Raw genomic sequence first — 23532 nt, 5'->3', positions numbered from 1 at the left:
ACTACTACCCGAACCCCTTCTTCGCCGGTGACCGCACGGGCGCCCGCGCGGCCGGGATGTACACGTTCGCCTACCACTTCGGGACCCCGAACGACTCCTCAGCCCTCGTGCAGGCCGACTACTTCCTCGACCGCGCGCAGTACGCCCCGGACGGCAAGACCCTCAACCCGGTGCTCGACATCGAGTGGAACCCGTACACCAGTCCCACCGTGAACGCCTGCTACGACATGAGCCCGGCGCAGATGGTCGCCTGGATCCGCGACTTCGTGAACGAGGTCAAGCGCCGCACCGGCGTCCCCGCGATCATCTACACCGCGGCGTCGTGGTGGCGCGACTGCACCGCCAGCAGCACCGCGTTCAGCGGCAACCCGCTCTGGGTCGCCCACCCGGGCGCCGCCACGCCGACGCTGCCCGCGGGCTGGTCGAACTGGGCGATGTGGCAGTACGGCCAGGCCACGATCCCCGGCATCAGCGCGTCGACCGACGTCAACTGGTTCAGCGGCGGCGAGCCTGCCTTGGCCGCGTTCGCGACCAAGGCGTCCGACCCCTCCGGCTACACCGCCACGGCGCCGGTCCGCGTGCTCGACACCCGCAACGCGATCGGCGTCAACCGCCGCACGCCGCTCGCCCCACGCACCGCCGTCACCCTCGACCTCTCGGGCCGGCTGCCCGCCACCGCGACGGCCGCCGTCCTGAACGTCACCGGCATCGCGTCCGCCGCGACGTTCGTGACCGTGTGGCCCAGCGGCGCGGCCCGGCCCAACGCGTCCAACCTCAACCTCGTCGCCGGCGACACCCGGCCGAACCTGGTGACGGTCCAGGTCGGCGCCGACCGCAAGGTCCAGCTCTACAACAACGGCGGCAACACGCACCTGCTCGCCGACCTCGCCGGCTGGTACGCCACCGACGCGCCCGGCCTGAACACGGCGCGCTCGCCGGAGCGGGTGCTCGACACGCGGTGGAACATCGGCGCCCCAGGCCCCGTCGGCGGTGGTGGCAAGGTCACGCTGAACCTGTCGGCCGCGGTGCCGACGACCGCGACTGCCGTGACGCTGAACCTCACCGGCGTCGGCGCGCCCCGCGCTACCTACGTGTCCGCGTGGCCAACCGGGCAGGCGCGGCCGAACGTGTCGAACCTGAACCTGGCCAACGCGAACGCGACGTCGAACCTCGTCACCGTGCAGCTGGGTGCGGACCGGTCGGTCGACCTGTACAACAACGCCGGCGCGGTCAACCTGCTCGCCGACCTGGCCGGCTACTACGCGCCGGACGCGGGCTCGCGGTTCGTCGCGATCTCGCCGATGCGCCTGCTCGACACCCGCAACAACAGCACGGCGCGCTGGGTCGCGGTCGGCGGCGGCGGCCAGGCCGTGCCGCTGGGTATGCTCGGGCCGGTCCCGTCCGGCGCGACCGGCGCGGTGCTGAACCTGACCGGCGTGTCCCCGACGACCGCGACGTTCGTGACCGCGTACCCGAAGACCAGCGCGACGCCCACCCGGCCGACCGCGTCCAACCTGAACCTGGTTCGCGGGCAGGTCCTGCCGAACCTGGCGTCGGTGGCGCTCGGGCCGAACGCGGACGTGTGGCTGTTCAACAACGCGGGCTCGGTCGGCCTCATCGCGGACCTGGCCGGGTACTTCGCCCCATAAGTTCACGCTTTCGGGTGAGACACGCCGCGAGATTGTCCCGTTTCGGGCGTGTCGCCGGTCAGCAGTAGTGAATGCTGTGGCGCTGCTACGAGGCGCCGCGTTGGACGACGGGCGGATGGGGCTCCGGCGAGCGCGAGATGGACTCAGACGGCGAGCGGGAGGCGGACCTCGAAGCGGCAACCAGGCCCGTGGTTGTGCGCGTTGATCCGCCCCCGGTGCGCCTCGACGAGCCCCTTGGCGATCGCGAGGCCGAGCCCGCCGCCCACCTGGTTCTCGCCGGTCGGGCTCGGCGTCCGGGCCGCCGACCCGCGGAAGGCGACGTCGAACACGCGGGTCAGCTCGCCGACGGGGATGCCACCGCAGGCGTCGTCGACGGCGAGCACCGCGTCGCCGCCGTCGACGCCGAGCTGCACGGCCACCGTGCCGTCGGGCGGGGTGTGCCGGATCGCGTTGGACACGAGGTTGCGCACCACGCGTGCGAGCTCGGGGTCGCTGCCGAGCACCACGGGCGCCGTGGCCGCGCTGGCCAGGACGCGGACGCGCTTGCGCTGGGCCACGGGCACCTGCGCGGACAGCACGTCGCTGACCACGTCCTGCAGCGCCACCTGTGACATGGTCAGCTGCAACGCGCCCGCGGTGATCCGGGACAGCTCGAAGAGGTCGTCGACCATGTCGGACAGCCGCTTGCTCTCCCCGCCGATGCGGTTGGCGTAGCCGGCCACCTCCTCCGGCGAGGACACCACGCCGTCCGCGAGGGCCTCGGCCATCGCGCGGATGCCGGCCAGCGGCGTGCGCAGGTCGTGGCTGATCCACGCCACCAGCTCGCGCCGCGACGCCTCCGCGGCCCGCTCGCGCTCGCGGGCCTCGCGCTCCCACACGCTGCGCCGCGCGATCGCGCGCCCCAGCAGCAGCGCGATCGGCAGCGTGACGAGGACGACCAGGAGGCAGACGAGGGCCATCGTCGTGAGGGTGGCGTTGAACATGAAGCCGCTGACGCCGAGGACGCCGGTCATCATCGCGAGGATCGGCACCAGGACGAGGACGGTCATCGTCGTGGTGAGGGAGCCGCGGCGGACCCAGTAGAGGAGGCCCGCGCCGAGCGCGACGACGGGCAGGACCAGGGCCAGCGCCACCGGCAGGATGTGCAGGGCGTGGGTCAGCATGTCGCCCAGGGACTCGCCGGGGTCGATCATCCCCGGGGCCTGCGCGGCGCCCGGCGACACGCCAGGGTTGGGCCCGGCGGCGGCCGGCGGCACGCCAGCGACAGGCACGGCGGCGGCCAGCCGGAGGCCGGGGTCGGGCGCGGCGGCACCCAACAGCGCGGCGGCGTCGGCGGGGTCAGGCGCGGCGGTCATAGCGGTACCCCACTCCCCACACGGTCGCGATGCGGGTGGGCTTCGCCGGTGTCTGCTCGATCTTCTCGCGCAACCGTCGCACGTGGACGGTCACAGTGGACTGGTCGCCGAAGTCCCAGCCCCACACGCGTTCCAGCAGCTGCGAGCGGGTGAACGCCTCACCGGGGTTGGCCAGCAGGAACACCAGCAGGTCGAACTCGCGGGTGGTGAGGGACAGCTCGGCGCCGCGGAGGAACGCCGAGCGCGCGGCGACGTCCAGGCGCAGGTCGCCGTCGGTGAGGGCGGCCGGGGCCGGGGTCGAGGTGGCGGCACCGGACCGGCGCAGCACCGACGACACCCGCAGCGCCAGCTCGCGCGGGCTGAACGGCTTCGTCACGTAGTCGTCGGCGCCGAGCTGCAGGCCCGCGATCCGGTTCTCCTCCTCGCCGAGCGCGGTGAGCATCACCACCGGCACGGCGCTGGTCGCCCGCAGCCGCCGGCACACCTCGAGACCGTCGATGCCCGGCAGCATCAGGTCGAGCACCACCAGATCCGGCTCGTGCCGGGCGATCCACGCGAGCGCGTCCTCACCGTTGTCGGCCAGCGCGACCTGATGCCCGGCCAGTTCGAGGTACCGGCGCACCACGTCCCGGACCGTCAGATCGTCGTCGACCACCAGCACCCGCGACGGCGCGTCGCTCATCCACATCACCAACTCGTCAGCAACACATGGTTGACCGCCAGCGCGGTCCCGGCCTGCGCGACCAGCCACCACCGCCGCGACGCCCTCGGGAGCGCCGCCGCGGCCAGCACCAGCCACACCGCGAACGGTAGCCAAATGCGCTCGGTCTCCGCCTTCGACAGTCCGGAAAGGTCCGCGGTCAGCACCGCGAGCGCCGCGCCCCGCACCAGCGCGACCACCGGCGTCAGCGGCGCGCGGCCGGGCAGGCCGTCCAGGAACCGCGGAACCGTTCGGCGCAGCCCGGCGACCGCTGCCGGACCGACGGCCACCGCGAGACACGCCAGGTTCGCCCACACCCAGTACCAGTACGGCCTGTGCGCGGCGATCCCCTCGTAGTACCGCCGCACCACCAGGTGATAGCCGTCCAGCCACCAGAACCCGGCCAGCGCGAACACCCCGACCACAACGAGAGCACCCGGCACAGCGAAGAGCAGTGCTCTCCAACACCGGCTGACCAGCACCACGGCCAGCGCGACCGGCGCCATCAGCAGCAGCCCGTAGGACAGGAAGATCCCGAACCCGAGCACCAGGCCGGCCACCGCACACAGCACGCCGCCCCCGGATCGGCCGGCGGTCAGTCGAACGGCACCAACGGCCAGCGCCGCGATCCCCACCGCGACGACCCCGGCGAACATCGCGTCCGCCGACACGCCCATCCACACGGCCCCGGGCAGCAGCGCGACGAACGGGAGCGCGGCGCGGGCCAGGTCGCGGCGGCCCAGCGCGGCCACGGTCACCGGCACCGCGACGGCGGCGAGACCGGCCACCAGCACGCAGAACACCGCGGCGGCGATCGGGCCGGACAGCCCGACCCGGTCCAGCCACACGAACACCAGCGTCGCGCCCGGCGGATGACCAGACACGTGCGTGGTCCACGAGTCCGGCTGCAGCGACAGGATCCGGCCGGAGAAGGTCCGCAGCATTGTCGGGATGTCGGTGATGCCTGGTACCTCGTGCAGATATTCGTCACGGGTGGCAAGCCGGCGCACCACGCCGACGTACCAACCGTCCACAAGCGCCAGCGCGAGGATCCACGACACCGACAGCAGGTACGCGCCGGCCAGCGCGACCCGCCAGCGCAGCCGCTCGGCCAGCGCCGGCCCCCACGCCACGGCGGCCACCGCCACCAGCACGGCCAGCACCGTGCCCGGCCCGACGTGCGGCGAGAGGTGCCCGAGGATCGGGTACTCGCCGAAGCTCGCGGACGCGTGCGGGAACTGGGCGCTGCCGTAGAGCCGCGCGCCGGTGAGCATGCCGACCACGAGCGCGACCAGCACCAGCAGCAGCGCGGCGACGCCCGCGACGACGTCGGCGGGGATGCCGGACCTGCGCGCTGGCGGCGCCGGGTCCGGGCGGGTGATGACGGTGGACACGGGTGGACGGTAGGGCCCACCAGCGCCGGCCGCGCGGCGGCGGCGGGATCCGTCAGCACTCCGTAAGAACTTCCTCGACGTCATACTTTGGTAAGCGGCACAAGGCTTTCCGCGCTGCCGACGTGGACCTAGCGTCCTCGGCATGGACCCTGTTGACGTCGTCCTCCCCTGCCTGGACGAAGCCGCCGCCCTGCCCGGCGTGCTGGCCGCCCTGCCCCCTGGCTACCGCGCGATCGTGGTGGACAACGGATCGACCGACGGCTCCCCCGAAGTCGCCGCCGCGCACGGTGCCACGGTCGTGCACGAGCCGAGAAAGGGCTACGGCGCGGCTGTCCACACCGGACTCGAGCACGCCCGGTCGGAGATCGTGTGCTTCCTCGACGCGGACGGCTCGCTCGACCCGGCCGAGCTGGTGCCGCTCGTCGCCGCGGTGCGCGGCGGCGCGCACCTCGCGGTCGGCCGGCGGGTACCGGTGTCCCGCGGCGTGTGGCCGTGGCACGCGCGCGCCGGGAACCGTGTGCTCGCAACGATTCTGCGTCGCCGCGGGCTGCCGGTGTCGGACATCGCGCCGGCCCGCGCGGTGCGCCGGCGCGACCTGCTCGACCTCGGCGTGCGCGACCGGGCGTTCGGCTACCCGCTGGAGCTGCTGCTGCGCGCGGCCGACGCGCGCTGGCGGGTCGTCGAGCTCGACGTCGCCTACCGGCCGCGGGCGCTCGGCACCAAGTCGAAGGTGTCCGGCTCGGTCCGCGGCACCGTGCGGGCCGTGCGCGACATGGCCGGGGTGCTCCGATGACCGCGTGCCTGCTGGTGGTCGCCAAGGCGCCGGTCGCCGGCCTCGCGAAGACCCGGCTCGGCCGGGTGATCGGTGACGAGTGGGCCGCCCGGCTGGCCGCGGCCGCGCTGCTCGACACGCTCGACGCCGTGCTGGCGACCCCGGACACGATCCCCGTGGTGGCGCTGACCGGCCGGCTCGCGGCGGCGGAGCGCTCCGGCGAGCTGGCCGACACGCTGACGTCGTGCACGGTGTTTTCCCAGCAGGGCACCGACTTCGCCGGGCGGCTGGCGCACGCGCACCGGTCCGTCGGGTCGCTGTTCCCCGGCGTGCCGGTGTTCCAGATCGGCATGGACACGCCGCAGCTGCGGCCTCCGATGCTGACCGGCGCGGTGGCGCGGCTGCGGGCGGACGGCACGGACGCGGTGCTCGGCCCGGCCGAGGACGGCGGCTGGTGGGGCCTGGGCCTGCGCGCGCCGGCGGACGCCGAGGCACTGCGCGCGGTGCCGATGTCCCGCTCGGACACCGGCCTGCGGACGTTGTCCGCGCTGCGCCGCCGCGGCCTGCGGGTGCGCCCGCTGGCGACGCTGTCCGATGTGGACACGATGGCAGACGCGCTGCGGGTGGCCGCGCTGGCGCCGGAGAGCCGGTTCGGCCGCGCCGTCGAGGAGCTCCGCCCGGCGGAGGCGGTCCGATGATCACGACCGACGAGTTCGCGCCCGGGCTGCTGGGGCGGCAGTGCTGGCTGGAGCTGGCGACCGGCGAGCGGATCACGTTGCCGACCGAGCGCTGGCGGTCCGTGCCGGAGCCGGGGGACGAGGTGCTGCTGCGGCACTGCACGGGTCCGACGCTCGACATCGGCTGCGGGCCGGGCCGGCTCACCGCCGCGCTGCTCGAGCGGGGTGTCCGCGCGATGGGAACCGACGTGTCGCCGGTGGCGGTGCGGCTCGCCCGGGCGGCGGGCGCGGTGGCGGTCCGGCGGGACGTGTTCGAGCGCCAGCCCGGCGAGGGCCGCTGGCGGCACGCGATCCTGGCCGACGGCAACATCGGCATCGGCGGCGACCCGGTTCGGCTGCTGCGCCGGGTGCGGACGCTGCTGCGGGGCGACGGCAGCGCGCTGGTCGAGCTGGACCCGCCGGGCGGCGGCCTGCGGCACGGCCCGGTGCGGGTGGCCACCGACGCGGAGGGCGGCGGCCGCTGGTTCGCGTGGGCGTGGCTGGGCGCGGACGCCGTCGACGACGTCGCCGCGGAGGCCGGGATGGCGACCCGCTGGGTGCGCGAGGCCGGCGGCCGCTGGTTCGCGGAGGTGGGGTCGTGAGGCTGCCGGTGTTTCGCGGCGCGGCGCACGACGAGCGGGTGACAGCGCGGGTCGGGCTCTGGCTCGGGATCGCGTTCGCGCTCTGCTTCGTCACGGGGCTGCTGAGCCATTTCATCCAGCGCGGGCCGGCCTGGTTCTACTGGCCGTCGGCGCCGGTGAACCTCTACCGGGTCACGCAGGGGGTGCACGTGCTGTCCGGCATCGCGGCGATCCCGTTGCTGCTGGCCAAGCTGTGGAGCGTCTACCCGAAGCTGTTCGACCGGCCGCTGGTGCGCTCGCTGCCGCACGCGCTCGAGCGCGGGTCGATCCTCGTGCTGTCCGGGGCCGCGTTCTTCGAGCTGGCCACCGGGATCTTCAACACCGCGCAGAACTACGTGTGGGGCTTCTCGTTCCCGGCCGCGCACTACACGGTGGCGTGGATCGCGATCGGGTCGATCCTCGTGCACGTCGCGGTGAAGCTGCCGATCATCCGGCGGGCGCTGGCCAGGCTGAACGGCGAGCCGGCCGAGGCGCCGGCAGGCCGAGCGCCGACGGGCGGAGTGCCGGCGGGCGGAGTGCTGTCGCGGCGGGCCTTCTTGCGGAACACGTGGCTCACCGCGGGTGTCGCGGTGGTGGCGACCGCGGGGGCGACGGTTCCGTTGCTGCGTGAGGTCTCGCCGCTGTCGTGGCGGTCGGACCGGGGGCCGCAGGGGCTGCCGGTGAACCGCACGGCGCGCGCGGCCCGCGTGTCGCGGATCGACGCGGGGTGGCGGCTGTCGGTGGTGACGCCGGGTGGGACGCGGGAGCTCTCGCTGGCGGAGCTGGAGGCGCTGCCACAGAAGACCGTGGCCCTGCCGATCGCGTGTGTGGAGGGGTGGAGCCAGTCGGCGTCGTGGAGCGGGGTGCCGGTGGCGGACCTGCTGCGGCTGGCCGGTGGGTCGCCGGGTTCGCGGGTGCGGGTGTCGTCGCTGGAGGAGCGGGGTGCGTACGCGGCGAGCACGCTGCCGGGGACGCACTCGGCGGATCCGCTGACGCTGCTGGCGCTGCGGCTGAACGGGTCGCCGTTGGCGCTGGACCACGGGTTCCCGTGCCGGCTGATCGCGCCGAGCCGGCCCGGGGTGCTGCAGACGAAGTGGGTCACCCGGCTGGAGGTGCTGTGATGCTGCGTTTCGTGTTCGCCGCGGCCGGCCTGGCGGCGCTGGCGTGGGGCGCGTGGCTGGCGTGGGACTTCGCCGGCGCACACAACGCCGTGCAGGTGGCGTTCTGGCTGGTCGGCGGCCCGGTGGTACACGACGCGCTGGTGGCGCCGGTGGTGGGGCTGGCCGGGTTGGCGCTGGCGCGGTTCGTGCCGGTGGCGTGGCGCGTGCCGGTGGCGGTGGGGGCCGTGCTGAGCGGGGTGCTGACGCTGCTGGCCGTGCCGCTGCTGTGGCACCCGTTCGGCGTGGCGACGAACCCGGGCCTGCACGACGCGAACTACGTGCTGGGCCTGTCGCTGGCCCTGGCCGTGGTGTGGCTGGGAGTGCTGGTGAGCGGAACGGCGCGCCAGCTCAAGCTCTCACGCGCGCGTAGTGGTCAAAAAACGTAAGTTTGGTCGGGCCCCGGGACAAACGGACGCCGCACGCGGGCGAGCGAGGGGTTAACCGTCCGCGTGCGGCGCCGTTCTCAGAGCCCCTTCGGAGCTCTTCCGGCTCGGGGGCATCGAGCCGGGGTTTGGTCTCGGCCCCATTCCTGGGGCCGAGCGTCCGGGTGGGGGTTTGCCCCCGCTAATCATTCAGTTTTTACCGTCTGTCCTGCAAGTGTCGTCTCAACCGTGCGCGAACCGTTGCTCAACTCAAGCCGAACCTTGTCCCCAGGTGCGTACGAACGGACGGCTGCGACCAAGGCATCCGACGTATCGATCTTCCGATCATTGAGCTTGGTGACGACGTCGCCGTTCTTGAGGCCGGCCTTCGCGGCCGGGCCGTTCGGCGTGACGTCCACGATCAGGGCGCCGCCCTGGTTGTTGTCGCGCACCGAGACGCCGAGGATGGTCTGGGTCGCCTTGCCGGTCTTGACGATCTCGTCGGCCGTGCGTCGTGCCTGGTCGATGGGGATCGCGAAACCGATGCCGACCGAGCCGCCGCTGTTCGGGTTGTAGATGGCCGAGTTGATCCCGATCACCTGGCCCTGCATATTCACCAGCGGCCCACCGGAGTTGCCGGGGTTGATCGCGGCGTCGGTCTGGATCGCGTCCATCACCGTGGCCTGCGAGCCGTCCTGGCCGCCCGCCCGGGTGGGCCGGTGCAGCGACGACACGATGCCGGAGGTGACCGTGCCGGACAGCTCGAACGGCGACCCGATGGCCACCAGGGCCTGGCCGACCCGGAGATCATCGGACCTTCCGAGGTCCACGATCGGGAGCCCGGTCTTACCCTGCGCACGCACGACCGCCACGTCCGACTGCGGGTCGCGGCCGACGATCTGGGCGGGGGCGGTGCTGCCGTCGTGGAACACGGCGACGATCTCGCCGCTCTTCGCGGCGGCCTCGACGACGTGGTTGTTGGTGACGATCAGCCCGTCAGAGCTGATCACGAAGCCAGAGCCCTCCCCTGCCGAGGACTGACCCCGCACCTGCAACTGCACCACGCTCGGCAGCACCTTTTCGGCCACCGCCTCAACCGACCCCGACTGGGCGGCGGACGTCTGTTTGGCCGGCTTGGACTGGTCCAACGCGTTGGCGACCGGCCCGCTGGCCTGGGTGTTCTCGGCGACGAGGTAGCCGCCCGCGGCCCCCGCGCCCCCGCCGACGAGCAGCGCGAGCACGGTGAGGCCGGTGATCAGCGGGCCGTGCCCCTTGCGCGGCTCCGGCACCCGCTGCGGCCCGGTGGGCAACGGCCCGATCGGCGGACCCATCGCCGGATACCCACCCGACTGCGGCGGCGCGCCCAACCCGCCCGGGTGTCCCCCGGCCTGCTGACCGGCTTGGTGACCCGCCGCTTGGTGACCGGCTTGACCGGCGAAGGCCGAGCCGTAGAGGACGCGCTCCCCGGGCGCTCCTTGGCCGGCCGGCGTTCCGGGCTCACCGAACGCGGCCGGGTCGCCCGGCCTGGCCGGCATCCCCGGCGCACCCGAAGCGCCAGGCACGGACCCAGCCGGCTCACCGGACCCGGCCGCGGCCGGGCCGCCAAAAGTCGCGGTATCGCCCGACCTGGCCGGCATCCCCTGACCAGCCACATTGCCGAACCCCGCAGGCGCGGGCGGATCACCGGGTCGCGCCGGGTCGGCCGCAGCTGGTCCGGCCGGGACCGCGGGCGTCGTGGGCTGGGCGTAGCCGGGCGGGCGCTCGTAGCCGGGCGGAGCCTCGTAGCCGGGCGGGGCCTCGTAGCCGGTTGGGGCCTCGGGCTCCGCCGGGCCGGCGGGCGCCCCCGGCGCGGTGGGCTCCGCCGGACCGGCGGGCTCTGCCGGGGTGGTGTCTGACCACGCCGGCCGCTCGGGGGTCTGCTCGGCCTGCCAGGCCGCATCCTCGGGGGTCGGTTCCCGGTTGTCCTCGGTCATGTTGTCCACCTTGCGCCCCGGTCCTGAGAACGTCCTGAGACCAACCTATGGGGACCCGATGAGTTCAGCCCAACGAGGTGTCCTGCGTGCCCGGCAGCCGCACCGCCATCAGTGCGCCGCCGTCGGCCGACCGGCCCGCGTACACCGCGCCGCCGTGCCGCTGCGCCGCGCTCTTCACGATCGCGAGGCCCAGCCCCGAACCGGGCAGCGTCCGTGCCTCGTCGGAGCGGTAGAACCGGTCGAACACGTACGGCAGGTCGGCGTCGTTGATACCCGGCCCGGCGTCGGCGACCTGCAGGAACGCGTACCCGTGCCCGGCCGGGCGCAGGTCCACCCGCACGGTCCCGCCCGGCGGGCTGAACTTCACCGCGTTGTCCAGCAGGTTCAGCACGGCCCGCTCGAGCGGCGCCGGCTCGCCGAGCAGGTACCACGGTTGCAGGTCGACCTCGAACTTCACGTCACCCGCGCGCCGGCGGGCGCGGGCCAGAGCCTGCTCGACGATCTCGACCATGTCCACGCGCTCGCGGGTGAGCTGCGGCGCGTCCTCGCGCGCGAGCTCGACCAGGTCGCCGATCAGCTGGGTCAGCTCGTCGAGCTGGGCACGCAGGTCGTCGTGGATCTCGACTCTGTCCTCATCGGACAGTCGGGGTGCGTCGGGGGCCTCGGCGGAGAGCAGGAGCTCGAGGTTGGTGCGCAAGGAGGTCAGCGGGGTGCGCAGCTCGTGCCCGGCGTCGGCGACGAGCTGGCGCTGCCGGTCCTGGGCGTAGGAGACCGCCGACAGCATCTGGTTGAAGCTGTGCGACAGGCGGACGAGCTCGTCGTCGCCCTCGACGATGATCGGCCGCAGGTCGCCGGTCCGCGCGACCCGCTCGGTGGCCCTGGTGAGCCGCTGCACCGGCCGCAGCCCCGTGCGCGCGACCGCGGTGCCGGCGATGGCCGCGACGAGCACGCCCGCGCCGCCGATCAGCAGCAGCACCAGCGACAGGTCGGCGAGCTGGGCCTTGGTCGGCTGCAGCGACTGGGCGAGCACGAGCGCGCCACCGCGGTAGGCGAGCGAGAACACCCGGGTGTCGGTGCGCGCGTCGGTGCGGATGTTGTCGGCGTCCTTGCCGGCGGCGACGTTGATCTCGTCACGGCCGATCGGCGGCAGGTGGTTGGTGACGCTGACGACGGGCGTGCCGGAGCTGTCGATGAGCGCGAACTGGATGTCGGTGAGCGTGAGGAACGCGGCCGGCACGGACTGGCCCTGGACCTCGGCGGAGATCGTGGAGCTGGCCGCGTTGTTGGCCTTCTGGATCAGGGTGGCGTCGACCTGGTCGTAGAGGTTCTGGCGGACGGTGAAATAGGCGCCGAGCGAGACGAGCGCGACCGCGCCGGCGACACAGCTGGCGGCGAGCCACGTCACCCGGGCGCGCAGCGACATGCGCCGGCGCCCGCCGACGGTGAGGATCACGGAGGCGTCTCCCGCAGGACGTAGCCGATGCCGCGCACGGTGTGGATGAGCCGCAGCTCGCCGTCGGCCTCCGTCTTGCGGCGCAGGTAGCCGACGTAGACCTCGAGCGCGTTGCCCGAGGTGGGGAAGTCGTAGCCCCAGACCTCCTCGAGGATGCGGCTGCGGGTGAGGACCTGCTTGGGGTGGGCGAGCAGCAGCTCGAGGAGCGCGAACTCGGTGCGGGTGAGGCTGATGGGGCGCTCGCCGCGGCGGACCTCGCGGGTGCCGGGGTCGAGCTCGAGGCCGGCGAAGCTGAGCGTCTGCGGCGCGGGGCCGGTGACGTCGAAGCTGCGGCGGCGCAGGAGGGCACGCAGCCGGGCGAGGAGCTCCTCGAGGGCGAAGGGCTTGGGGAGGTAGTCGTCGGCGCCGGCGTCGAGGCCCGCGACCCGGTCGGACACGGTGTCGCGGGCGGTGAGCACGAGGATGGGCAGGTCGTCCCCGGTGCCGCGCAGGCGGCGGCACACCTCGAGGCCGTCGACCCGGGGCATCATCACGTCGAGGACCATCGCGTCTGGACGGGCACCGGCGATCGAGTCGATGGCCTGCTGCCCGTCGTTGGCCAGATCAACCTGGTAGCCGTTGAACTGCAACGAGCGCCGCAGCGACTCGCGAACGGCCCGGTCGTCGTCGACAACGAGGATGCGCATGCGGTCAGTGTTACCCCCGCTGCTGAGACGCGCCTGAGAAGCGTGGCGCCGACCACACCCGACGAACCGGCTGAACCGCCCACACCCACCCTGACCTGCGAACCACCGACGTCACGATTTCGCTCGCGCGCGTGCGCCCGCACGACGGCAGCCCCCGCCCACTCCGGGGGCACCCCGTGATCCAGTCTACCGGTGGGGGCCGGCGAGGTGGGAGTTCAAGATCAACATGTGGACAAGTCGGCGCGGTGTGGATAACTCGACCGGCGTCGGGACGGCAGCGCGGAGCGCGGCGCGGGGTCAGAACGAGTCGGCCATGCGGACCGGATGGGGGGCGCCGGTCAGCAGGTCCAGCAGGCGGGCCGCGGTCCGGTCGCCGTCCAGGAGGCCGGCGCGGTGCAGCATCGCCGTGTCCGCTGAGCCCGCGTACCACGGGCCCAGCGCCCGGGCCGGCAGCCGGACCGCGCCGCTGCCGCCGGGCTCGCAGACGACCTTCCCGCCCTCGGCGACCAGCCGGAACAGCCCGGCCTGCCACGGCGCGTGCTCGTCGACGATCTCGAGGTCGACCGCGCCCGACACGTACCGCGCCGCCGGCCAGCCGCGGGCCGCGACCGCGGCGGGCAGGTCGACCACGCGCAGCATCCACGGGTGGTTCACCACGTCGTGCAGCACGGGCATCGTCATCAGCAGCTGCCACCACGCCGGGTCGACGATCCGCAGCGAGATCTCCGTCATGATCCCCGCCCAGCGCCCCAGGTTCGCCAGCAGCCCGAGCGCGGTGTCGCGGTCCAGCGCGACGAGGTCGTAGGTGATCAGCTTCTCGCCCTCGGGCCGGTCGGCGGTGAGGTAGCCGCGCACCGTGCCGGCCGGGCCGGGCGCGATATCGACGATGTCCACCTCCAGCACGCGCTCCAGCTCGAACGCCGCGGTAGAGCGGTCCAGCATGCCGTCCACTGTGGACGCGAAGGCCAGGTAGGCGTCGTGCAGCGCGGGCAGGTCCGCGGACCCCGCACGCTTGAGCACCAGCCGCTCGGCGGGCTTGGGCAGCAGCGCGAACAGCTCCGGCCGCAGCCGCACCCGCTGGTAGTCGCCGGTCTGCTCCCAGCCGCGGCCGCGGTAGAGCGGCGGCACCGACGGGTACAGCGCCGAGATCACCTGACCGCGCTCGCGCATCACCGGCAGGATCGCGTCGAGCAGCGCGGTCGCGACGCCGTGGCCGCGGGCGTGCGGGCCGACGGCCACCGAGGCGATCCCGCCCATCGACACCGCCGAGCCGCCGAAGAACTGGGCGTAGTCACGCACCTTCAGGCAGCCCACGAGCCGGCCCTCGTCCTCGGCGACGAGCCCGTGCCAGCCGGTGGGCCGGTGCGACCACAGGTTGGCCGGCTCCGGCTCGCGCGGTCCGCCGAACGCCAGGCGTGCGAGGCGGTAGATGTCCTCGTCGTCCTCGGTCCGGTGCGGCCGAACGATCACGTCTGTCCCCTTAAGACCAATCGAAGAAACCCTGGCCGGTCTTGCGACCCAGCTCGCCGCGCGCCACCTTCTCTCGCAGCAGGTCCGGCGGGGTGAACCGGGGGCCGAGCTCGCGCGCAAGGTGCTCGGCGATCGAGAGCCGCACGTCGAGGCCGACGAGGTCGGTGAGCCGCAGCGGCCCCATCGGCCAGCCGTAGCCCAGCCGCATGCCGGTGTCGATGTCCTCGGGCGACGCGACGTCCTCCTCGACCATGCGGATCGCCTCGAGGCCGACCGCGACGCCGAGCCGCGAGGTGGCGAACCCGGGCGAGTCGCGCACCACGATCACGGTCTTGCCGAGCGCCTCCGCATAGCCGCGAACGGTGGCGAGCGTGTCCGCCGCCAGGCCCTCGTGGGTGACGAGCTCGACGAGCGCCTGCACGGGCACCGGGTTGAAGAAGTGCATGCCGACGACCCGCTCGCCGGGCAGCCCCTCGGCGAGCGCGGTGATCGACAGCGACGACGTGTTGGACGCGAGTACGGCCTTCTGGCAGGTGGCGGCCGCCTCGCCGAGGATCCGGCGCTTGAGGCCGACGTCCTCGGGCACCGCCTCGACAACCAGCTCCGCACCCGGCGGCAGGCTCGCCAGTGTGTCCACAATGGACAGATGAGCGAGCAGTTCGTCGGCGGTCCGCGCCAGCTTGCCCCGGTCCTGCGCCTTGCGCAGCGACGCCGCGACGGCCTCGCGCGCCGCGCTGGCGCGTTCCGCGGTCGCCTCGGCCACGGTCACCCGGCTGCCGGCCGCCAGCAGCACGTGCGCGATGCCGGCGCCCATCGTGCCGCCGCCGACCACCGCGGCGGTGACCGGAGCGGTCACTCGACCACCTCGGCGGAGAACATCGACACGAGCTCCATGCCGCCGATCTCGGTGAGGTTGGCGCCCGAGGCCTGCCACTCGGGCGACGCGAACGCGGTCTTCATGGCGTCCTTGGACTCGAAGTAGAGCTCGGCGATCAGGTACGGCTGCACGTCACCGAGCATCCCGGGCACGAACACGCGCGCGACCTTGGCGATCTCCTGGCGGATGAGCCCGGGCACCTTGTCGATCAGCGGCTTGTGCGACTCGAAGTAGGCCTTGTCGAACGCCTCGGGATCAGCCGGCTGCTTGTACAGCGCGAGGTACTTGATCATGTGACGCTCCTCATGTCGGTCGGCGCTGAAACTGTAATGGCCCGCGAGCGGGCACGATAGCGTCGTGCGGATCATCCTGCTGCGGCATGCCGAGAGCCTGGGCAACATCGACGAGCTGGCGTACACGCGCACGCCCGACCACGCGCTGCCGCTCACGCCACGGGGCGAGGTCCAGGCCCGCAAGGCCGGCCAGTCCATTCGTGACCTGCTCACCGGGCACGCCGCCGCCTACGTCAGCCCGTACGTGCGCGCGGTGCGGACGCTCGCGCTGCTCGACGTCAACGACCTGCTGGACCGGACGGTGCCCGAGCCGCGGCTGCGCGAGCAGGACTGGGGCAACCTGCAGGACCCGCTCGAGCAGGAGGTCCAGAAGCGCAAGCGGCACGAGTTCGGCCACTTCTTCTACCGCCTCCAGCACGGCGAGTCGGGTGCCGACGTCGACGACCGGGTGGCGAGCTTCCTCAACGAGCTGGAGCTGCGTATCGGGAAGGACCCGACGCACCCGTCCACCGTGCTGGTCGTGTCGCACGGGCTGGCGATGCGGCTGCTGTGCCGGCGGATGTTCGCGTGGAGCATCGACCTGTTCGAGTCGCTGTCCAACCCCGAGCACTGCGCGTACCGCCTGCTCGAGCACGACGGCGGCCGCTGGCACCTCGACCGCCCGTTCGACCAGTGGCGCGACTCGCCGGACGGCACGACGCAGAGTCAGTCCACCTGACGGTCGTCGAGGTTGGTGGCGCAGCGGGTCAGCAGGCCGGCGAGCCGTTCGCGGTCGACGCCGGCCAGCATGCGCTCCTCGACCGCGAGGACGACCAGGTGGGCGGCGCGCAGCCGGGTCCGGCCGGTCCGGGTGAGCGAGACGGGCCGGGCGCGGCCGGTCTCGGCACGCTCGGCGACGGTGACGAGGTCGGCCGCGCGCAGCCCGCGCAGCACGTCCTGCAGCGACTGGCGGGTGACGAAGCACAGGCGGGCCAGCCCGGCCGACGACGCGCCCGGGTGGTCGGCGAGCGCGCGCAGCACCGCGTACTGCGACATGGAGACGCCGACCGCTCGCAGCTCCTCGTCGCACGCCTGGCGCAACGCCTGCTGGGCACGTTTGACCAAGTAGCCGACCCGCTGCTCGGTGCCCACTTGACTCATGTCAGGAACCTTACACATAATGTCAGGAACCTGACATGAGGAGGATCCGATGACCGAGATCACCACCGGCGCCGACGTCGTCACCCTGATCAACGTGTTCACCGTGGCGCCCGAGCGCCAGCAGGAGTTGCTCGACCTGCTCGACCGGGCGACCGAGGAGGTCATGCGCCACCGGCCCGGCTTCGTGTCGGCGAACCTGCACGCGAGCCTCGACGGGGGGCACGTCGCGAACTACGCGCAGTGGGAGTCGGAGGCAGCCTTCCAGGCGATGCTCGCCGACCCCGAGTGCCGCGAACACATGTCCGCGGCGACCGCGATGGCCGACGCCGTGCCGGTGCTGTACCGCGTGAGCTCGACGCACAACCGCTGACCTGGGAATTATTGGCAACCGTTGCCGGTTGGAACGTGCGCGAGCAGCACGCGAAGGGACAGCGAACCTGATGGCACGCAACGAGATCCGACCGGTCGTGAAGATCCGGTCGACGGCCGGCACCGGCTACACGTACGTCACCCGCAAGAACCGGCGCAGCGACCCGGATCGCCTGGTGTTGCGGAAGTTCGACCCGGTGGCGCGGCGACACGTCGAGTTCCGCGAGGAACGCTGACAACGCCGAGCTGGTAAGGCGCCTGGTCACATAGAGGCTTGGCCTCCGGCCCCCGGTATCCATTCTACCGAGCAGCACCGACAGTTTTGGCTGGTCCACGCCTCGCGCGGGCCACTCGATCCACACCGCGGCGGTTGTCCACAGGCACGCCCGGAGGCGCCCAAAACGGTCGGAGTCCGCCGCTAGGCTGGATTCCGGGGGGCCGGAGGCCGACTCACGGCCGGTTGTCCACAAGTCCCGGCCACATCGCCGGGAACTGTCGGTGCGGCTCAGTACGCTGGATATCGGGGGCCGGAGGCCGTCACTTCACCAACAGCACCGTCTTGCCGACCGTGCGCCGCTCCTCTATCGCCGCGTGCGCCTCGCCGGCCCGCTCCAGCGGGAACGTCTGCCCAACGAACGGCCGCACCTTCCCCGCCGCCGCGTCGGCCAGCAGGCGCCGCAGGTTGCGGTGGTTCTTGTCGGCGTCGTTGCCGAGGTCGGCCATCCCGATGAGCCGGACCTCCCGCCGCCGGGCCTCGTCCGGGCCCACCTGGACGAAGTCGCCCGACGCGGCACCGTAGGCCAGGAACCGGGCGCCCGGCCGCGCGAGCTCGAACGCGTCGCGGCCCCGCGCGCCGCCCGCGCCGTCGAACACCACGTCCACGCCCTCGGCGACGGCGCGCACCCGGTCGACCCAGCCCGGCTCGCTGTAGTCGACCGCCGCGTCGGCGCCCCACTCGCGGACCAGCGCCAGCTTCGACTCGCCCCGCGCGGCGCCGACGACCTGCGCGCCCGCGGCCTTGGCCAGCGGCACGAGGAACGCCCCGAGGCTCCCGCCCGCGGCGTTGACCAGCACCCACTCCCCCTCCGCGATCGACGCGCGGTCGAGCAGGTGCAGGGCCGTCGCACCGTCGTGCAGGAACGTGATCGCCTCGGGCAGCCCCAGCCCGTCGGGCACCTCGATCAGCTCGCCGACCGGCGCGGCCGCGCGCTCGGCGTACCCGCCCACGGGCACCTGGACGCCGTTGACGTGCCGCCCGACCCGCGCGATCACCTGCCGCCCGACCCACCCGGCGTCGACCCCCGGCCCGACCTCGGTCACGGTGCCGCCGACCCCGTTGCCCGGCACATACGGCAGCGCCATCGGGAACCACTCGCGACCCCAGCCGGTGCGGAGCTGCGTGTCGAGGAACAGCACGTCCGCGACGGCGACCTCGACCACGACCTCCCCCGGGCCCGCCGCCGGCGGCGGCACGTCCCCCGGCACGAGCACCTCCGGCCCACCGAACTCCACTACCTGAACAGCTCTCATGCGCCCATCGTGGGACCTCCAGATAACTAGAGGTCAAGCGTGGGCGCGACCACGGCGTAGACGTTGGCCGGCTGTCGACTCGATGCTGCCGTCGCCGTGGACCGCCACGAGGACGCCGACGTGCAGCGACGTGCCCGGCGGTGCCGAACAGCACGGGCGTCGGCGACCCGGCTCGCGCCGGGCGAGCCTCGCTCTCCGAAGAGGACGGTCAGGCGATCAGGCCGCCGCGGTAGGCCACCAGCGCCGCCTGCACCCGGTTGACCGCGCCGATCTTGCCCAGCACCGCGGACACGTAGCCCTTGACCGTGGCCTCGGACAGGTGCAGCGCGCTGCCGATCTCCGCATTGGACATTCCCTGCCCGATCAGCGCGACGACCTCACGCTCCCGATCGGACAGCGACGCCAGCAGCCGGCGCGCGGGTTCGGCCGCCCGCTCACCGTCCGCGACCGCGGACAGCACCCGCGCGGCGACCTTCGGGTCGAGCACGGCCCCGCCGCGGGCGAGGTCGCGCACGGCCTTGACCAGCACTGCCGGCTCGGTGTCCTTGAGCAGGAAGCCACTCGCGCCGATCCGCAGCGCCTCCTGGACGTACTCGTCGACGTCGAACGTGGTGAGCATGGCGACGACGGGCGGCTCGGGCAGGCTGCGCAGCCTGCGGAGCGCGACGATGCCGTCGGCCGAGCGCATCCTGATGTCGAGCAGCACGACGTGTGGACGGTGCTGTCTGGCCAGGTCGGCCACGTACAGCCCGTCGTCGCACTCGGCGACGACCTCGATGTCACCTGCGCTGGTCAGTATTGTGCGGAGTCCTGAGCGGACGAGATCTTCGTCGTCCGCGAGAAGCACCTTGATCACGAACGCCTCCCCGACAGTGGGCGGTCATGCGCGGCTTTCCGACGCGGCGGCTTGATGCACTACCACCGAGAGATCCTACCCGGTCGCAGCCAGTGACCAGGTCACACCGCGCGAAGCGCGTCCTTCAGCTTGACCCGCGCACCGCTGCGCATCACCGCGTTCGCGTAGATCCGCCCGGCGAGCCAGACCAGCGCCGGGATCAGCGCCACGACCAGGCCGACGGACACGACCTGCTCCCACACCGGCACGCCGCCCATCGCCAGCCGGATCGGCATCAGCGTCGGCGCGAACACCGGGATGATCGACAGGATCCCGACGAAGGCGTTGTCCGGATCGGACGGCAGCACCGAGATGCCGATCACGTAGCCGACGACGACGAACATCAGCGCGGGCGAGATCACGCCGCCGACGTCCTCCTGGCGGGACACGAGCGCCCCGAGCCCGGCGAACACCAGCGAGTACATGAGGAAGCCGAGCAGGTACCAGACCACGAGCCAGACGACCGTGCCGACCGCGGCGGTGACCGAGATCGTCAGCACGTCGAACGCGAGCGCCGCGGCTATGCCGAGGCCGCCGATCACCACCATCTGCACCAGCCCGACCAGGCCGATGCCGAGCACCTTGCCCGCCATGAGCTGCCACGGCCGGATCGTCGACAGCAGCAGCTCGACCACCCGGCTGGACTTCTCCTCGACCACGCCCTGGGCCACCATCTGCCCGTTGAGCAGCAGCGACATGTAGATCAGGATGCCGGCGATGATGCCGAGGACGAGCTGCTGGCCGTCGTAGGGGAACGGCTGCTCGATCGGCTCGACCTGGACCTTCGCGTTCGCCACGGCCTGGGCCACCTGCGCCGGGTCGCCGCCGAGCGCGGTGATCTGCTGGTTGAGCGCGACCTGGCTCGCGAGCACGTTGAGCGCGTTGCGCAGGTTGTCCGGCAGGTCCTTCTTGACCACGACGCGGACGGTCCGGCCGTCGCCGACCACCAGCGCGTCGAGCGAGCCGTCGACCACCTGGCCGCGGCCGGCCCGCTCGTCGGACACGGTCTTGGTGTCGATGTTCTCGCCGATGGCGCTCGCGGCCGCCTTGAGCGGCGCGGCGAGCACGGCGTTCTGCTGGGTGAAGCCGACCGTGGCGTCCGAGCCGCCGCCGACGAACTTCATCACCAGGGAGAAGCCGATCAGCAGCACCAGGGTGGCGACGGTGGTGATGATGAACGCCTTGGAGCGCAGCTTGGTGTTGATCTCGCGGCCGGCCACCAGGCTGACCGCCTGCCACGCTCCCAACTGGACATTCGGCTGCTCACTCACGACTCCCCCTCGCAGGCTCGACCGAGCCGCTCGCGGCCGCCCTGTGACATCGACTCGCTCGCAAGCTCGCTCTGTATCAATGATTCGCTCGCAAGCTCGCTCATGCCGCCGCCTCCTCCTCGTGCGTGACGACGGTGCGGTAGAGCTCGGTGAGGGAGGGCCGGCGGCGGCGGAACTCGGTCACCGGGCCGGTGGCGAGCGCCGCCCGCAGCACCTCCTGGTCGTCCGCGCCGTCGCCGAGCTCGAGGACCGTGCGGCCGCCCTCGTGGCCGCGCACGGTCACGCCGGTGAGCCCGGCCGCCCAGCCCTCGCGGGCGTTCGGGGCCTCGACGACCATCTCGACCGCGCCGCCGGAGCGCAGCTCGTCGACCGTGCCGACGGCCACCATGTGTCCACTTCGGATGATGCCGACCCGGTGGCAGAGCCGCTCCACGAGCTCGAGCTGGTGACTGGAGAAGACGACCGGGATGTCCGCGGACGCCTTGTCCAGCAACACCTTGCTCATCACCTCGACCGCGATCGGGTCGAGGCCGGAGAACGGCTCGTCGAGCACGAGGATGCTGGGGTCGTGGATGAGGGCGGCGGCGAGCTGGACGCGCTGCTGGTTGCCCAGGCTGAGCTTCTGCACCTCGTCCTCGCGACGGGTGGCCACCCCCAGCCGCTCCGTCCAGTCCTCCATGGACTTTCTGGCCGCCGCGGTGGACAGGCCGTGCAGCCGGGCGAGGTAGACGAGCTGCTCGCCCACCTTCATCTTCGGGTAGAGGCCGCGCTCCTCGGGCATGTAGCCGATGCGGCGCCGGGTGTCGAGAGTGACCCGCTCGCCGTCGAAGCGGACCTCCCCGGCGTCGGCGGCTAGCACCCCCAGCGCGATCCGCATCGTCGTGGTCTTGCCGGCGCCGTTGCTGCCGACGAAGCCGAACAGCTCCCCCGCCCGGACGTCGAACGTGGTCTCCCGCAAGGCGACCACGTCGCCGTACCGCTTGGAGATGCCATCGATCTCCAGCCGCCCGTCACCCACTGTCGGTCCTCCCCCGCACGCAACGCCGTCGGGGGAAACCCTAGTGGGTTCAACTCTCGCGCAGCGAACCGATACTGAAGGAGACTCCCTGGTCGTCCCGGCAGGCCGCGTGCTGGCCGACCTGGTTGGGCTGGGTGGGCCCGGCGGTCCCGCCGGCCGCGCGGATCCGCTCGGCGGCGGCGTCGACGTCGGCGACCCGGAAGTAGACGTCGGTGGGGCCGGCCTTGCTCACGAACAGGCCGCCCGGGGGCGCGATGTCGACGATGTTGTAGCCGCCCTCGTGGGTGCCCGGGGTGAGCTCCCAGCCCAGCAGCGTCGTGTGGAATGCCCGCGCGTCGTCGTTGGCCACGGGCTGGACGAAGTAGAAGAGGTCGCCGACGGCGCACTTGGGGTTGTCGTCGGTGTGGCCGTCCGCGGGCTGCCAGATCGCCAGCGTGCCGCCGTGGCCGTCCTCGACATGCGCGCCCCAGCCGGAGTTGGACTTCTCGGGCTCCTCGGCCGTGCCGCCGAGCTCCCGCGCCTTGGCTGTCGCCGCATGGATGTCGCGGACGACGAACCACGGCTCGATGCCCGCCTCGCCCGTGGCGATGCCGCCGGCCGGGGAGGAGCCCTCGATGTGGTGGTAGTCGTTGTCGGACGCGTAGGTCCAGCCGAGGACGGCGTGGTAGAAGTCCTTCGCGCGGGCGGTGTCCGGGGCGTGGACGGCGTAGTAGCCGAGCATCGTCACTCCGTTCGGTTGTCTGCGGGGGTCCACTGGTGCAGCGCCATCCGCCAGACGCCGCCCTCCTGGACCAGGACGGTGGAGACCACAATGGACCGTGGTCGCTCGTCCGCGGTGTGCATCACGGTGGCGTGGTGGGTGAGTACCGCGGTGGACTCTCCGATGTGGACGATCTTCGGGTCGGAGAGGTCGTACTTGATGTAGGACGGATGGTCCCCCATCGCGGCGACGCACTGTTCTTTCGTGTACGTGTTGCCCGCGCCGGGGAAGATCAGCATGGCGTCGTCGGTGAGGTTGCGCTCGAAGAAGGCCACGTCCCCCGCGCCGATGGCGTCGAGGAACTCGCCGAGCCGGCCGAGCAGGGCGTGCTCGAGCGAGTGCCGCGCGAACCCGGCGAGGACGCGCTGCCAGTGGCCCGGGTCGGGCGCGGCCCACCCGTAGTGCCGCAGGACGACCCGGGTGCCGGTGTCGACGGCCTCGAACCGCACCTCGACCTCGGTCTGCTCGGCGCCGGTGTGCTCGCCGCCGTAGCTGAAGACGAGGCGGGGGCCGGGTTCCCAGACCTTGACCCGCCCCACTTCCTCGTCGGCGTCGAGGACGCGGCCGCCCACGCCGGGCTCGAACCGGATCGGCCCGCCGGTGCCCCAGAGGGCGCGGTCCTTGCGCCACCAGGCGCCGGTCTCGCGCGTGAAGACGTCGAAGGCGACGGCGGGCTCGATCCCGACCTCGACGCTCACGTGGGCCTCGTCAGTCATTCGCGCGCCTCGTTCCCGTGCTCGCCAACGTGCTCCGTCACGTGCCCGACTGCCTGCCTGGCTGCCTGCTCGGCTGCGTGCTCGCTCACGTGCTCGGCGAACGACCCGAGTTGGTCAGCCCAGAACGCCTCGACCTGGTCGAGCCAGGCGCGCAGCGCGGTGAACGGCTCAGCCCGCAGGCGGTAGACACGCACGCGCGCGTCCTCCGCGAGCCCGGTCGCCTCGACGAGCCCGGTGCCCCGCAACACCCGCAGATGCCGACTCAAGGCAGGCCCCGACATGGCGACGGAGGTGGCGAGCTCCCCCGCCCGCCTGGGCCCGAGCCGCAACACGTCGACGACCCGCCGCCGCGC

26 protein-coding genes are annotated in these 23532 nt (G+C 72.8%); 9 read left to right on the top strand and 17 right to left on the bottom strand.

The genetic code is table 11. The annotated features are described in order from the left end of the window. The coding region (locus VGD70_RS00610) for a GH25 family lysozyme (RefSeq protein WP_331076973.1) at positions 1–1649 on the top strand (1649 nt) is incomplete at its 5' end. A gap of 143 nt (positions 1650–1792) precedes the next feature. On the opposite strand, the gene VGD70_RS00605 is transcribed toward VGD70_RS00610, so the two are convergent. The 3 genes from VGD70_RS00605 to VGD70_RS00595 form a co-directional block, all read right to left on the bottom strand. Beyond that, positions 1793–2842 carry a HAMP domain-containing sensor histidine kinase gene (locus VGD70_RS00605; RefSeq protein ID WP_331076978.1) on the bottom strand — a complete coding sequence of 350 codons (1050 nt, stop codon included), beginning with the start codon at positions 2840–2842 and terminating at the stop codon, positions 1793–1795. A 145-nt stretch (positions 2843–2987) separates the two neighbouring features. Beyond that, positions 2988–3686, bottom strand: a complete 699-nt coding sequence (locus VGD70_RS00600; protein WP_331076971.1) for a response regulator transcription factor — start codon at positions 3684–3686, stop codon at positions 2988–2990. A gap of 5 nt (positions 3687–3691) precedes the next feature. Continuing rightward, positions 3692–4978: a hypothetical protein gene (locus VGD70_RS00595; protein ID WP_414637865.1), complete on the bottom strand. Its 1287-nt coding sequence runs from the start codon at positions 4976–4978 to the stop codon at positions 3692–3694. Positions 4979–5240: 262 nt separating this feature from the next. Between VGD70_RS00595 and VGD70_RS00590 the strand changes: the two genes are divergently transcribed. From VGD70_RS00590 to VGD70_RS00570, 5 genes are read left to right on the top strand one after another with little or no spacing between them, the layout of a single operon-like run. After that, a complete protein-coding gene (locus VGD70_RS00590; protein WP_331076966.1) occupies positions 5241–5891 on the top strand; it encodes a glycosyltransferase family 2 protein in 651 nt (216 codons plus the stop codon). Next, positions 5888–6568 carry a TIGR04282 family arsenosugar biosynthesis glycosyltransferase gene (locus VGD70_RS00585; RefSeq protein ID WP_331076965.1) on the top strand — a complete coding sequence of 227 codons (681 nt, stop codon included), beginning with the start codon at positions 5888–5890 and terminating at the stop codon, positions 6566–6568. Before VGD70_RS00590 ends, VGD70_RS00585 begins: the two co-directional genes overlap by 4 nt. Beyond that, on the top strand, positions 6565–7188 hold the full coding sequence (locus VGD70_RS00580) for a class I SAM-dependent methyltransferase (protein WP_331076963.1): 624 nt from the start codon (positions 6565–6567) through the stop codon (positions 7186–7188). Before VGD70_RS00585 ends, VGD70_RS00580 begins: the two co-directional genes overlap by 4 nt. Next, positions 7185–8327, top strand: coding sequence for a molybdopterin-dependent oxidoreductase (locus tag VGD70_RS00575; protein WP_331076961.1), 1143 nt, complete (start codon positions 7185–7187; stop codon positions 8325–8327). The genes VGD70_RS00580 and VGD70_RS00575 overlap by 4 nt, the downstream gene beginning before the upstream one ends. Then, positions 8327–8752, top strand: coding sequence for a hypothetical protein (locus tag VGD70_RS00570; RefSeq protein WP_331076959.1), 426 nt, complete (start codon positions 8327–8329; stop codon positions 8750–8752). The genes VGD70_RS00575 and VGD70_RS00570 overlap by 1 nt, the downstream gene beginning before the upstream one ends. 182 nt (positions 8753–8934) lie before the next feature. Here VGD70_RS00570 and VGD70_RS00565 read toward each other — a convergent pair whose 3' ends face one another. From VGD70_RS00565 to VGD70_RS00540, 6 genes are all read right to left on the bottom strand, one after another. Beyond that, a complete protein-coding gene (locus VGD70_RS00565) occupies positions 8935–10701 on the bottom strand; it encodes a trypsin-like peptidase domain-containing protein (RefSeq protein WP_414637864.1) in 1767 nt (588 codons plus the stop codon). Positions 10702–10765: 64 nt separating this feature from the next. Next, positions 10766–12124, bottom strand: a complete 1359-nt coding sequence (locus VGD70_RS00560; RefSeq protein WP_331076975.1) for a HAMP domain-containing sensor histidine kinase — start codon at positions 12122–12124, stop codon at positions 10766–10768. A 26-nt stretch (positions 12125–12150) separates the two neighbouring features. Continuing rightward, complete coding sequence (locus tag VGD70_RS00555; protein WP_331076957.1) at positions 12151–12840, bottom strand: response regulator transcription factor; 690 nt, start codon at positions 12838–12840, stop codon at positions 12151–12153. A 297-nt stretch (positions 12841–13137) separates the two neighbouring features. Further along, positions 13138–14310: a GNAT family N-acetyltransferase gene (locus tag VGD70_RS00550; RefSeq protein WP_331076955.1), complete on the bottom strand. Its 1173-nt coding sequence runs from the start codon at positions 14308–14310 to the stop codon at positions 13138–13140. Between the two features lie 10 nt (positions 14311–14320). Then, positions 14321–15166 (bottom strand): 3-hydroxyacyl-CoA dehydrogenase family protein, encoded by an 846-nt coding sequence (locus VGD70_RS00545; RefSeq protein WP_331076953.1) that lies wholly within the window; start codon positions 15164–15166, stop codon positions 14321–14323. Continuing rightward, positions 15163–15480: an EthD family reductase gene (locus VGD70_RS00540; protein ID WP_331076951.1), complete on the bottom strand. Its 318-nt coding sequence runs from the start codon at positions 15478–15480 to the stop codon at positions 15163–15165. The genes VGD70_RS00545 and VGD70_RS00540 overlap by 4 nt, the downstream gene beginning before the upstream one ends. Before the next feature lie 64 nt (positions 15481–15544). Between VGD70_RS00540 and VGD70_RS00535 the strand changes: the two genes are divergently transcribed. Then, the gene (locus VGD70_RS00535; RefSeq protein WP_331076949.1) at positions 15545–16198 is read left to right on the top strand and encodes a histidine phosphatase family protein; all 654 of its coding nucleotides are present in this window, start codon (positions 15545–15547) and stop codon (positions 16196–16198) included. Here the strand turns inward: VGD70_RS00535 and VGD70_RS00530 are convergent. Beyond that, entirely contained in the window at positions 16186–16620 is a 435-nt protein-coding gene (locus tag VGD70_RS00530) for a MarR family winged helix-turn-helix transcriptional regulator (RefSeq protein WP_331076947.1), read from the bottom strand. The genes VGD70_RS00535 and VGD70_RS00530 overlap by 13 nt on opposite strands. Positions 16621–16669: 49 nt before the next feature. Here VGD70_RS00530 and VGD70_RS00525 point away from each other — a divergent pair, with 49 nt between their 5' ends. Beyond that, the gene (locus VGD70_RS00525; protein WP_331076945.1) at positions 16670–16990 is read left to right on the top strand and encodes an antibiotic biosynthesis monooxygenase family protein; all 321 of its coding nucleotides are present in this window, start codon (positions 16670–16672) and stop codon (positions 16988–16990) included. A gap of 70 nt (positions 16991–17060) precedes the next feature. Beyond that, positions 17061–17225, top strand: coding sequence for a 50S ribosomal protein L33 (gene rpmG, locus VGD70_RS00520; RefSeq protein WP_331076943.1), 165 nt, complete (start codon positions 17061–17063; stop codon positions 17223–17225). A gap of 301 nt (positions 17226–17526) precedes the next feature. On the opposite strand, the gene VGD70_RS00515 is transcribed toward rpmG, so the two are convergent. The 7 genes from VGD70_RS00515 to VGD70_RS00485 form a co-directional block, all read right to left on the bottom strand. After that, the gene (locus VGD70_RS00515) at positions 17527–18519 is read right to left on the bottom strand and encodes a zinc-binding dehydrogenase (RefSeq protein ID WP_331076941.1); all 993 of its coding nucleotides are present in this window, start codon (positions 18517–18519) and stop codon (positions 17527–17529) included. A gap of 208 nt (positions 18520–18727) precedes the next feature. Then, positions 18728–19375 (bottom strand): response regulator, encoded by a 648-nt coding sequence (locus tag VGD70_RS00510; protein WP_291414582.1) that lies wholly within the window; start codon positions 19373–19375, stop codon positions 18728–18730. 101 nt (positions 19376–19476) lie between these two features. Then, positions 19477–20685 carry an ABC transporter permease gene (locus tag VGD70_RS00505; RefSeq protein WP_331076937.1) on the bottom strand — a complete coding sequence of 403 codons (1209 nt, stop codon included), beginning with the start codon at positions 20683–20685 and terminating at the stop codon, positions 19477–19479. Between the two features lie 100 nt (positions 20686–20785). Further along, complete coding sequence (locus tag VGD70_RS00500; RefSeq protein WP_331076935.1) at positions 20786–21703, bottom strand: ATP-binding cassette domain-containing protein; 918 nt, start codon at positions 21701–21703, stop codon at positions 20786–20788. A gap of 49 nt (positions 21704–21752) precedes the next feature. Then, positions 21753–22424: a VOC family protein gene (locus tag VGD70_RS00495; protein ID WP_331076933.1), complete on the bottom strand. Its 672-nt coding sequence runs from the start codon at positions 22422–22424 to the stop codon at positions 21753–21755. Between the two features lie 2 nt (positions 22425–22426). Continuing rightward, positions 22427–23179, bottom strand: coding sequence for a DUF4440 domain-containing protein (locus tag VGD70_RS00490; protein ID WP_331076931.1), 753 nt, complete (start codon positions 23177–23179; stop codon positions 22427–22429). After that, positions 23176–23532: ArsR/SmtB family transcription factor (locus VGD70_RS00485; RefSeq protein WP_331076929.1), on the bottom strand; the 357-nt coding region annotated here is incomplete at its 5' end. The genes VGD70_RS00490 and VGD70_RS00485, both read right to left, overlap by 4 nt.

The organism is Actinophytocola sp. (genome assembly GCF_036402745.1).
Lineage (GTDB): Bacteria > Actinomycetota > Actinomycetes > Mycobacteriales > Pseudonocardiaceae > Actinophytocola.
The sequence above is the reverse complement of the archived record's forward strand: the minus strand, read 5'-3'. Positions and strand labels throughout refer to the sequence as shown.